Source organism: Desulfovibrio sp. (assembly GCF_047607245.1).
Lineage (GTDB): Bacteria > Desulfobacterota > Desulfovibrionia > Desulfovibrionales > Desulfovibrionaceae > Desulfovibrio.
This window is the reverse complement of the sequence record NZ_JASGDK010000014.1, coordinates 1-7,474: the sequence shown is the minus strand read 5'-3', so window position 1 is coordinate 7,474 and position 7,474 is coordinate 1. Positions and strand designations below refer to the sequence as shown.

Annotated in this window: 10 protein-coding genes; 3 read left to right on the top strand and 7 right to left on the bottom strand. The window is 54.0% G+C overall.

The window, feature by feature from the left end; genetic code table 11:
• From QM579_RS01425 to QM579_RS01405, 5 genes are all read right to left on the bottom strand, one after another.
• The coding region (locus QM579_RS01425; RefSeq protein WP_414997448.1) for a hypothetical protein at positions 1-228 on the bottom strand (228 nt) is incomplete at its 3' end.
• Positions 225-650, bottom strand: coding sequence for a hypothetical protein (locus QM579_RS01420; protein WP_414997447.1), 426 nt, complete (start codon positions 648-650; stop codon positions 225-227). The genes QM579_RS01420 and QM579_RS01425, both read right to left, overlap by 4 nt.
• Before the next feature lie 298 nt (positions 651-948).
• Complete coding sequence (locus tag QM579_RS01415) at positions 949-1,560, bottom strand: DnaT-like ssDNA-binding protein (protein ID WP_414997446.1); 612 nt, start codon at positions 1,558-1,560, stop codon at positions 949-951.
• Positions 1,448-2,266 (bottom strand): P22 phage major capsid protein family protein, encoded by an 819-nt coding sequence (locus QM579_RS01410; RefSeq protein WP_414997445.1) that lies wholly within the window; start codon positions 2,264-2,266, stop codon positions 1,448-1,450. The genes QM579_RS01415 and QM579_RS01410 overlap by 113 nt, the downstream gene beginning before the upstream one ends.
• An 11-nt stretch (positions 2,267-2,277) precedes the next feature.
• Positions 2,278-3,039, bottom strand: a complete 762-nt coding sequence (locus QM579_RS01405) for a DUF6651 domain-containing protein (protein ID WP_414997444.1) — start codon at positions 3,037-3,039, stop codon at positions 2,278-2,280.
• Positions 3,040-3,383: 344 nt separating this feature from the next.
• On the opposite strand from QM579_RS01405, the gene QM579_RS01400 reads away from it, so the two are divergent.
• A complete protein-coding gene (locus QM579_RS01400; protein ID WP_414997443.1) occupies positions 3,384-4,340 on the top strand; it encodes an HNH endonuclease in 957 nt (318 codons plus the stop codon).
• A gap of 68 nt (positions 4,341-4,408) precedes the next feature.
• Here QM579_RS01400 and QM579_RS01395 read toward each other — a convergent pair whose 3' ends face one another.
• Positions 4,409-5,554: a minor capsid protein gene (locus QM579_RS01395; protein WP_414997442.1), complete on the bottom strand. Its 1,146-nt coding sequence runs from the start codon at positions 5,552-5,554 to the stop codon at positions 4,409-4,411.
• 88 nt (positions 5,555-5,642) lie between these two features.
• Positions 5,643-6,182, bottom strand: coding sequence for a hypothetical protein (locus QM579_RS01390; protein ID WP_414997441.1), 540 nt, complete (start codon positions 6,180-6,182; stop codon positions 5,643-5,645).
• A 31-nt stretch (positions 6,183-6,213) separates the two neighbouring features.
• Here QM579_RS01390 and QM579_RS01385 point away from each other — a divergent pair, with 31 nt between their 5' ends.
• Entirely contained in the window at positions 6,214-6,429 is a 216-nt protein-coding gene (locus QM579_RS01385; protein WP_414997440.1) for a hypothetical protein, read from the top strand.
• Entirely contained in the window at positions 6,426-7,427 is a 1,002-nt protein-coding gene (locus QM579_RS01380) for a tyrosine-type recombinase/integrase (RefSeq protein ID WP_414997439.1), read from the top strand. The genes QM579_RS01385 and QM579_RS01380 overlap by 4 nt, the downstream gene beginning before the upstream one ends.
• Positions 7,428-7,474 lie beyond the last annotated feature (47 nt).

The window sequence follows — 7,474 nt, the reverse complement described above, 5'->3', positions numbered from 1 at the left end:
GGCGCGACCTGTGTCCACTGGTGTTTGTTGCACCAGCGTGCCGAACTCGCGTACTACGGCGGCGGCAATGGCTGCGCGAACATATCCGGCGTGAGCTTCAACCAGCCCGTTAAGTGTTTCCTGCAACTCTTTCCCGTCTCGGCACACCTTGCGGTCAAGGTAAGCAATGCGCTGCTTCCACCATTCGGCGCTGTGCCCGGCTTTGGGGTTCACACTGCCAGCCATCACGCCACCGCCCCCGCGTCTTTCACGCCGAACTTGTAGAGCATCACAGTCTCAGCAGGGGCCACGGTGCGGATCTCTGTAATGTCCCACTCATGCCCGCCGAACCTAAGCTTGTGCGCTGTGGTCGGTTCTTCACCACCCGCAGCGTCAGCCGGGGCCAGCACAACCATGCTCACGCTCTGGAATGCGCCGGACTGCACTTCATCCTTGGTGGGCTGCGCCTTCACGCCGTGAAAGTCCGTGACCGCCTCCGTGGGCGCGTAGGGCAGACCCGTTTCAGGGTCAAAGCCGCCGCCTTCCGCCTGCACGATGCGGACAAACTGCATGGGCATACCCTTGGCAATCAGCTTTGCTTTCGCCTTGGCGGCTGTGGCGGCATAGGTGGACATGGTTAGGCTCTCCACCACTGCAAGAACAGATGGCAAACGTATTGTGCTGCGCAGAAACTGAGCAGGAAGTGCAGCGGTTGCCAAAGGGCAAGCAGAATCGTCTTGAACCTCTTCATTTGCTACGAGCCTCCCTCCGTCTATTTCTGGCATCGCGCCACCAAATTCCAAATTCATGAAACGTCAACCTATCTTGCCACCAAAGTTTGAAGGGGTTTGCGCGTGCCTCTTTTCGCCCGGAGATCAAGGCGATGGGCCAAAGCACTAAAAAAACGATTGGCTGGAGGACAAGAATCAGCAGGCATAAAACCTGTTTAATAGTAGGTAGCTTCACGTCCTACCCCCTCCCCACTTCAACGATCCGCGCACCGCTTTTGCCCGGCACTACCGACAGAAACACGGCCACAATGCCGGACACAGCCGGGAAATACGTTTCGATAGGCGCACCTTCGGAATATGTGTAGCTGTCGCTCTTGCTGTCGCCGCCGATCACGTCAATGCTGCCCTCGGTGGTGCTGTGCGATTCAGCTATCACCTTGCCGCCACGTTCCACCGGGGCCAGCGGGTTTGTGCCGTTGTAGACCAGCGCGGCAAGCTCAATTTGAGCCTGTGCTACGGCCTTCGGCACAACATTGTCAGGCAACACAGCGCCCTTGCTTCCACCTGGCTGCGGCACACCAACTCGCGGCCATGCCATCGTGCGTTGCCAATCCACAGGCTGCCCACGCCATTGCAGCGTGTTGAGGTAGTCACAAGCGCGGAGCAGTGCAGCTTCCTTGGCTGTAACCGTCACTGGATCGGGGATTGCGGGGTCGCCCTCGCTTTCACCCGGCACGTCAGGCGTCACAGGCCACAAGCCGCGCGGCACAAGGTAAGCGTCCGCGTCGGCAAGGCTGGCGTAGGTGTTGCTGCCAGTGGGGCAGGAGCCGTCTTCGATAATCAGGGTCATTACTTACCGCCGCACTTCTTCGTAGTACCAGCAGCACGGGCAAAGGTAACAATTGCCACCACAGTACATTGGGCTGCCACATTCGAGACATACAACCATATTGACCTCGTGTTGTTATTCCGCTCTCGATTTCGGGCAGGGGTCGTAACCCCCGCCCGTGGGCAAGCTCGGAACTACGGCGTGGAGGTGTCGTCGTCAGCCGCATCGGCGGCTTCACCACAACACGACGGCCAGAGATAGGAACACGGGCCTCGTTCATGGCCTTGTCGAGGTCGGCCAGAGCCGCCAATGTGGAAGGCATGGTTCCGGCGGTGCCGGACACTTGGTTGAACTGCGGGTAAAGGCCGCACAGGTAGTTGTCGACTTTTTCGTTGATGGCAACCATAGCCGGGGCCACGATGCGGGTAGAGAAGTCGTCAAGCTCCAGAGTCCATTCCTTGGAACTGACGGGGACAGAAACGTCCAGATGCTTTTCGAGCGTAAGAGTCACGCCCTTTTCGTTGGCATCCTGAAGTTCTATTTCCCCTTCAAACTCCTTGGCTTCGAACGACGCGGGCTTGCGAATCGTGATGGTGTCGCCCACCTTGGCGGGGGTAAATTCACCCTCGTAATCACGATAAACCAGCCCCGCCATGACGGTGTTGGACTGAAGGATCATGAGGGCTTCGCGGGCGATAATGTCCGGGGTCAAAAAGGTGTTAGGCATGCTTGCTTCCCTTAAATTTTGCCTTCTTGGCGGGCCTTGGCGTAATCAGCCGGAGAAAGCTTAGAGGCCGACTCAGGCGAGAGTTTTCCAGACCCGTGGAAGTTGTTGTTGCCACTTGGGGACGTGTCAGCGCCACCAGCGGGGGGCTTCAAAAGATCATCCTTGAACGGAGAGGCGGCTACGAGCTTGTGTAGCGCCTCGTCAAAACTGGCTACGCCGTCAGCGCCGTAAAGTTCGTTACCCTCGGCGTCTCGGCCAATGGGTTTGCCATCCTTCACGGCAAAGCTGGCAGCGAAGAGGCGTTCAGCAAGGGCCGGGTTTTTGAGCTTTTCCGCTGCGTACTGCGAGTTCAGAAAAGCATTGCCAATCACGGCACGGTGCAAGCCCTCGGTGGTTTTCGACAGTTCCCCTTTGAGAGTGTCGCGCTCGGTGGCCACAGGCGTGACAGCGGACTTGACGGCCTCGCTGATGCGCTTTTGAACAGCCGCCTCGGTGTCACGCTCCTTGTCGGCCAGAGAAGCCACGGTTTCGGCGTTGGCCTTGGCCTGAGTGACAAACGCGCCAATGTCCTCAACGTCACCCAACAGGGCAAGGCTGGACTGCGCTTTTTCAAGGTCGTTCTTGCGCTTTGCAGCCTTTTCCGTCAGCTCGGCAATCTGCGTCGCCTTCTGGTCGGGGTCGTAAGGCTTTTCGCTGCCGTCGGGGCCAACATAAATAGGCAAGCCGCTGTCAGATGTCGCAAAGGAACCGTCTTCGTTTTTTTTGAAAGGCATACTGCCGCTCTCCTTTTGCCAAAACTGGCGAACATTCTGCGCGGGCAGACTCCCGCACGATTTTGGGAAAGCGTAGCATGGGGATTTGACTAGGCGCAGCCGGGAACAGCTCAGAGCAGCTAGGAACAGCTCAGATGGGGATTGACAAGATTTTGAGGTAGTGGAGGATGTTGAAGTAGGTTAGCCTAGAGGCACCTAAGCCAACTTGACAGGATTCCGCGTGGCCGCACACAGTTGAGCTGTATAGGGTACATGTTTTTTATGACAAGTATGGAGCGCTAACTAATTAAAGTGGGCTGCTAATTAAAGTTTTTTAATAAAAATCTTTTACTTGGGTGGGGTGTATGGCTATTAGTGTAAAAACAAGAAAACTATTATGGGCTCGTTCTGGGGGGCGGTGCGCAGCCTGCTCAAAAAAGATAACAGCCTCGGTAGGTGGAAATGACCTCCTCGCAGGAAACGAATGTCATATAAACTCTAGAAAACCTTTTGGCCCTCGATATGAAGCAGGCCGCAAAGATATTGACTCATATGACAATCTAATTGTTCTATGTTCATGTTGCCATGATATTGTAGATAAGGCTGTAAAATATTATACAAAAGAAAGGCTTATTGACATGAAAAAGGCGCACGAAGCAAGGGTCTGCGCCGACATAATACCCCCATCCAAGAGCCCCTACATCGATCTGCTGATTAGGTGGGAAAAGGCTTATAAAATAGATAATTGGGAAGACATAACCTACGACTTTAACATCCCTGGGCAGAATTTTATATATCAAGAGTTTATTGATGGGGTAGAGGAGTTCGAAAAATTATTCAATAGCGTAATAAGGAACAAAGTTTATAATTGTGATGTTATGAATTCTGCTTTATTTACGTGCATATTTTATAGCAAAGCATTTTTAGAAACTTTTTTTAGACACGCTGAACGTGTTGGGAAAAAGACGTTTACTGTTGAAAAATTTTACAAGCCTGCATCTCTCTACGGTTTAAGCAAAAAAAATGATGAATCTGAGGATTTGCTGATAAAATATGAAGATCACTGTAGGCTGCTATATACAATAATGATATTTATGACTGCAGCGGTTAATAATGTTATAACCTCAGCATGGGATGAATGTGACCCTTGGTACAGGCACAATAAGGGGATCGTTTCTTTGCGCAGCACAGAATGTTTTTTTTCAAGTTCCTATACTGAAAGCAGTGAATTTTCTGAAATGGCAAAAAATAAATTTCTCCGTGGGTATCGGCTGTCGGTGGATGATCTTCGGAGGGTTATAGAAGATTCTTTAAAAGAATAAGGCCCCAACAAGGCGATACAAAAAGAACTGGCGGGCATTAGTAGCATGCCACAGCGCAAGTTTGCTTATTATGAAGTTCGCCCTTTGGAGCTTGTGTTGCTAAGCTGTTTGCTTGGCTCAAACCCCAACTGCTTCAAGGTGTACGGCAGCCCTGTCTTTTTATCCCACAGGTCGCTCCACGACACCGCGCCGGATTCGAGCAGCTTACCGCGTACCGGGCCGATGCTGGTCTTTGCCTTCTGCGTGGCGCTGAGCGATTCCCACCACCCGCTGAAATTCTCCGTGGTGTGCCCATACTCAAGAATCTTGCGGCCACCCGTGCCAATGGCCCCCGGTTCGCGCATGCCCCACGGGCGCGTCACTTCTTCAAGGTCGTCGAGGTCAATGCCGAAATCGCGCCAGCTTTTTGTGACAGGGGTGTAGACCCCACGGCAACCGGGATGGGCAGGCAGGGCAGGGCGCGGATCTTTAAGTCCGTACTCCGCACCGTCAGCAAGGGCGCAAATTCGACATGTTTTGTTGTCCAACGTCTCAACGCGTTTGTATCCCTTGATGATATCGCTGTTAGCCTGAATCACGGCCTCCATTGCCTGCACGTTGGCCGTTTGCGTGTAGGTGCGCGTCAATGTAGTGGCCTCGCGCTGTGTGATAGCAAAGCCATCGTCCAGCGCCGTTTGCAGCACATCCTTGATCATTGCCGCCGTGCCCTTGCCCTCAAGCCCACCACGTTGGATGGCGCTTATCACTGAGTCGTTGACGCCGTTCTCAAACGCCTTGCTCACCCACTCAGACAACACTGTGCCGTTTTGCAGGGGCGTGCGCTGGAACCATGTCGTCAACTGCTCGGCGGTCATACCCACCGTCTGCACGGCAGCGGCCCGGCCCTCAAACGACATCATGGCGTTGTACGTCACCAGCGAGGCAGCAGCAGCCGTAACGCTGGCCTGAGTGATGGCGGCAAGGGTCGTCGCCTGCGCTGCGGTTGTGACCTCCGTCAGCCACGCATTGACCTGTATCAGCCTGTCACGGTTCCAATCTGTGATGCTGGCAAGTCCTTCGGCATCAGCAGCCAGCCGAGCCAGGACATCAGCCTTGGTGCTTTCCAGAACCTTGAGAAGCTGCGCTACAGCCTGGCCGTCTAGCGTGTCCAGAGCGTCACGCCAGTACAGGACACGGGCTAGGAAATATTTTGCTGCGAGGCCGTCAGGCTTCATACTGCTCCAATGGGGTGCGCGGATTTAGGTGGCTTTTTAACAACATCACACTGCAATAACAGGCAAATAGGGTGCGCGGAATCTGCCCCTAGATGCTCCCGCCGCCAAGCCCAAGGCTGTTGAGCAAGCTATTGGCCCCGCTTGCCCCGCCGTTGGTCATGAGTTCTTGCGCCACCTTGTCCTGTTCGTCGTCCGGCTCGAAGTCTTCGGGCAGCGTGCCGAGTTTTTTCAACTGCACCAGCGCCGTAGCCTTGGAAATCATGTTCAGGCGTGCCAGTTCCAGCACAAAGGTCTTGTCCAGTTTGTTGATGGTGTTGTCGTCGTAATCTTCATTGTACGGCGTGATGATATCTTCGTCGCCCACTTTCAGGCCAAGCCATGCCGCCGCCAGTTGCCAGCATCGTTTTTCAGCACCAGCGCAACGCCGGGCACAGAAGAAGCCGCCATCACCGCATGGAACTCCCTGCCCCGCGCCCTGACGTGGACAACGGAGCCGCCGAAGGTGGCGGGTAAATACTATCATCGCTTTTGGTTTGGGGACCATTGGGGAGAGCCGGACATCATTACTGTTGACGAATCCTCCATTGGAAAAATCAGGCGAAACGACGGTGTCCAATGGGCGGGGCACATCGCGCCGCCGAGGGAGTAGGGAGGGAATGATGCAACAAGCCGACAACGCACAGCGCACGACGCCCGAAGTCATTTCACTTTTCTCCGAACTGGCGAAGGTGGAAGAGCAACGGACTGCGATAATGCGCCAGATTGAGGCCGCTGTCGGCATTACAAGGCCGTCAGAGCAGAGGAAATCAAAGCGTAAAGCCCCTTCAGAGGCTGAATTTCTTGCAGCTATGGGTGTCAGGAGAAAGAGAACATGAGCGTTTCACAACGCGCAGATGGAAGGTTTATAGTAAAGTATCGGGCAGATGGTCACTGGAAACAGCGATCATTCAAAATAGAGCAAGAAGCCATAGCCTTTGACCTTGAACAAAGCCAGCCTCATGATAACGAAGATATAACGATGGGCGAACTGCTCATGGTGTTTGTCAGAAGCAGGCCAGACCTGCACAGGACAACTAAAAATAGCCTTGCGTGGCTTTTTTCCGATGATGGCCCTTGCGCATTTATGCGGGACAAATATGCCGAAGCCCTGAACCGACGTGATCTTGAAATGCTCCGCGAGGGCATGCGCGCTAGAGACGTGACAAATAACACAATTAACCACTATCAGGCATACATACAATCTGTATTGGCCTGGGGAGTGGAGCAGGAGCTTATACAGCGCCACCCTTGGCAGTTTAAAAAGCTAAAGGTGGTGAAACCCATTGTAACGGCCGATCTGCCCTCGCTGTTGATGGTATATCGCCAGTTGCCAGAATACATGCAGTGGGCTGTTAAGACGGCCTTTTTTTTGGCCTTGCGCTTTGGGCATGTCGAGCTTTTTAGTTTACAGTGGTCAGCATTTGATTGGCAGCGGAGGCAAGTCGTAATTAGGCAGGGGAAGTCAGGAAAGCTTAAAACGGTATTAATCCGGAACCAAGCCTACTACGAGGAGGCGATGGGTCGCTTTGCCCAAGACATGCGTAACGGCGTCCCTCTCGTCTGTCACAGACACGGAATGAGGGTGTTAGCATACAGAACCGCTTGGCTTCTGGCCTGCCGCCGCGCAGGCGTGAAAATGAAACCCTATGCGGTGCGTCATGTTGCAGCGACGACGATGTTGGCAAACGGCGCTGATTTAGCTGCCGTAGCTGCGCAGCTTGGACATTCAAGCGTTGCCACCACTGGGTCAACGTACGCTCACGTTACACCCTTGGGACAGGCTCACGCAGCAGAATCAATGCCCACACTGGACGCAGGCGATGGAAAAAAATGACTTGGTGCAAGTTGGTGCGGAATTTTCCACAAAAAAAGGGCTTACGG

Coding starts and splice junctions, on each gene's coding strand:
- QM579_RS01415 (WP_414997446.1), bottom strand. CDS start 1,560: ATGACCCTGATTATCGAAGACGGCTCCTGCCCCACTGGCAGCAACACC.
- QM579_RS01395 (WP_414997442.1), bottom strand. CDS start 5,554: ATGAAGCCTGACGGCCTCGCAGCAAAATATTTCCTAGCCCGTGTCCTG.
- QM579_RS01400 (WP_414997443.1), top strand. CDS start 3,384: ATGGCTATTAGTGTAAAAACAAGAAAACTATTATGGGCTCGTTCTGGG.
- QM579_RS01385 (WP_414997440.1), top strand. CDS start 6,214: ATGCAACAAGCCGACAACGCACAGCGCACGACGCCCGAAGTCATTTCA.
- QM579_RS01410 (WP_414997445.1), bottom strand. CDS start 2,266: ATGCCTAACACCTTTTTGACCCCGGACATTATCGCCCGCGAAGCCCTC.
- QM579_RS01405 (WP_414997444.1), bottom strand. CDS start 3,039: ATGCCTTTCAAAAAAAACGAAGACGGTTCCTTTGCGACATCTGACAGC.
- QM579_RS01380 (WP_414997439.1), top strand. CDS start 6,426: ATGAGCGTTTCACAACGCGCAGATGGAAGGTTTATAGTAAAGTATCGG.